This is a genomic window from Thermus sp., assembly GCF_040290245.1.
GTDB lineage: Bacteria > Deinococcota > Deinococci > Deinococcales > Thermaceae > Thermus_A.
On sequence record NZ_PSMQ01000086.1, the window covers coordinates 1 to 2,437 of the forward strand.

A 2,437-nucleotide genomic window follows, 5' to 3' on the forward strand; every position below is an offset into this window, starting at 1 on the left:
GGGGGTGGTGGTGGGAGAGGGTGTGGACGAGGCCGGGTCCCCTCGGCGCCTGCTAGGCGAAGCACACCTGCGTCACGCCATCGCCCTTCTGGACGAGAAGCCCTTCTTGAGGCCTCAGGAGATCGCCTTTTTGAAGGAGGCCGCCCGGTACCTCTTTGCCCCGGAGGGCCTGGTCCTGATGGACCTTCTTCCCCCGTTCCCGCCCCTGGACCACCGGGTGCGGCTCCTCCCCCAGGCCGACCCGAACCTCCTCCCCCGCGGCCTCGAGGCCCTCTCCAACTGGCAACCGGCCCGGGGGTTTGACCCCAGACTTCTGGACCTCCTGAGGGAGAACGGGGTTTTGGAAGAGGAGGTCCGGTTTAAGCGCCCCGGGGCTAGGCTTTGGCTCTACCCCGCCGAAAAGGACGGGCCCCTTTCCGAGGAGGAAGCACGGGCCTATGAGACGCTTCGCCAGATGGGGCAGGCCCGGAGCATGGCGGAGCTGGCCCAAAGGAGCGGGGTGGACGTGCGGGTGGTCCGGCGCCTCTTAAAGAGGGGGATGGTTCGCCTAGGGCCGGCCGGACTGCCCCCCACGGGGCAGCCTTTAAAGCCCCTCGCTTTGCCCGAGCTCCCCGGACGGATCAACGGAGGCCGGGTTTCCGATCGCCTGCGCCTGCTCGCGGGCCTGATCCAGGGGAAAAGGGCCCTAGTCCTCTTCCCGGAAGTGGTTCTTCTCGAGGCCTTCCTCTGCCACTTCCCCGAGGCCCGGCCCCTTCACGGGGGGCTTTCCGTGGAGGAAAGGACCCGGCTTTTTGAAGGCCCACCCGACCAGGTCTTCGCCACCTACCAGGGCCTCCTCCTCCCCTTTACCCCCGAGGTTATGGTGGTGGTGGAGGAGGGGAGCGAAAGCTACAAGCTCTCCTCGGGGAGCCGGGCCTTTATCCCCCCCTTGGCCGAGCTTAGGGCCCGGCTTTTAGGGGTCCCCTTGGTCTATCTAAGCCAGGTCCCCAGCGTGGAGGTCCTGGACCGGCCGGGCTATACCTTTCCCGTTTCCAAGCCCCGGCTTTACCTCATCGACCTGCACCGGGCACGGGGCTGGCCTTTCACCGGGGAGGCCTGGGCCCTTCTGCGCCAGGTGGAGGCCAAGGGCCGCCAGGCCCTGGTCCTTTCGGGGAGGAAGGGGTACAGCGCGGTTTTGCGGTGCAGGGACTGCGGGTACAAGCCCATGTGCCCCAACTGCGCCCTTCCCCTTCGCTACCACGAGCACACCCTTCTTTGCCACCAGTGCGGCCACGAGGAGCCCCCCCCTCCCCTTTGCCCCCGGTGCGGCTCGGACCTGATCGAGCCCAAGGGCCCCGGGCTGGACTGGCTTTACCAGGAGTTGAAGGCGGGGCTTGGCTTTCCGGTCTACCGGCTTTCCCGGGATAAGCGGGATAACCTCGAGCCCCTCCTAAGGGGGGAGGCCGGGGTTCTGGTCGCCACCACCTTGGCCCTACGGGGCCCCCTTCTCCCCGATCTGGCCCTGATCCTTCTCCCCTATGCGGACGGCCTCATCTACGAGGGGGACTTCCGCGCCCAGGAGCGGTACCACCGCCTCCTCTGGGCCCTTGCGGAGCTCCACCCCAGGAGGCGGCCTCTTTTGGTCCTCCAGACCTTTGAGCCGGACCACCCGGTCCACAAGGGGCTTCTGGAGGGCAGCGTGGAGGCGTACCTCCACCGGGAGAAGGCCTTGCGGGAGGCCTTGGACTACCCCCCGAAGACCCGGATGCTGAAGCTCGAGGTGGCCCATGCCAAGGAGGCCGTGGCCCGGGAGCGGGCTTTGGCCTTGGCGGAGGCCTTAAGGGGGGAGGAGGGGGTTTTGGGCCCCGCCCCCGCCCCTGTTCCCCGGGTGAAGGGGCGGTTCATCTTCCACCTCCTCCTCAAGGGGAGCACTGAACGGCTTTGGGCCCTTCTGGATCGCCTCCCCCACCGCCACTACAAGCTGGACCCCGATCCTTTGCGGTTTGTGGGGCTTTTGGAGGAGTGATGCGGTCGGCATGGCTGGAGATCGACCTGGAGGCCTTGGCGCACAACTGGCGCCTGATCCGGGAAAGGGCCGAGGGCAAGGCGGTCATCCCCGTCTTGAAGGCGGACGCCTACGGCCACGGGGCGCTTTTTCTGGCCCGGTTCCTTCACGAAAAAGGGGCCCGATGGGTGGCCGTGGCCCGGGTGGCCGAGGGGCGGGCCCTTAGGCAGGGGGGGTTTAAGGGGGAGGTCCTCCTCCTGGGAAGCCTCCACCCCTTGGAGGCGGAGGAGGCCCTGAACTGGGGCCTTGTGCCAAGCCTTTCCACCTGGGAGGGCGCCCTGGCCCTGTTCCATAGGGCTAAGGCCTTAGGGCTTCCCCCTCGAGCCCACCTGGAGGTGGACACGGGGATGCACCGCACCGGGGTGGACTGGCGGGAGGCGGCCGCCTTCTACC

The 2,437-nt window shown here is 67.7% G+C and carries 1 protein-coding gene and 1 pseudogene; both read left to right on the forward strand.

Annotated elements, in window-relative coordinates; all coding sequences use genetic code 11:
• Positions 1-2,005 (forward strand): primosomal protein N' (locus C4301_RS09180; protein WP_352414781.1); only part of this gene is annotated, 2,005 nt, incomplete at its 5' end.
• Positions 2,005-2,437 (forward strand): annotated as a pseudogene (locus C4301_RS09185) (alanine racemase); the annotation flags it as partial. The gene C4301_RS09180 and the pseudogene C4301_RS09185, both read left to right, overlap by 1 nt.